Annotated in this window: 1 protein-coding gene; it reads right to left on the bottom strand. The window is 68.0% G+C overall.

Annotation, left to right across the window (positions count from 1 at the left end; all coding sequences use genetic code 11):
* Positions 1-309: TraC family protein (locus ACR6JA_RS23315; protein ID WP_494599920.1), on the bottom strand; the 309-nt coding region annotated here is incomplete at both ends.

The following is a 309-nucleotide window of genomic DNA, read 5'->3' on the forward strand; positions in this document are numbered from 1 at the left end:
CCACCATGCGCACGCGCCGGACTTGGCCGCGCCACGGCAGGCGCGTCACCGTGGTGTCCTCGAACAGGCCACCCGGCTTGGCGATGGCCCGCAGGTGATGGGCGAAGAAGCGCAGGTAGAAGTCGCTGAACGCGCTGCCCTGTGCACGCGGCTGCAGATAGTTCGCCAGGGAGCGCCGATAGTTGTCCCAGTCGGCCTCGTCCTGGGCGTAGAGCTGCACCACCCAGGGGTTGTCGTCCAACTCGTCGAAGGAATCCTGCAGGGCGTTCTCCAGCGCATCGCGCGCCTGCCACAGCCAGGCCATCTCGC

The organism is Cedecea sp. B1(4) (assembly GCF_059414925.1).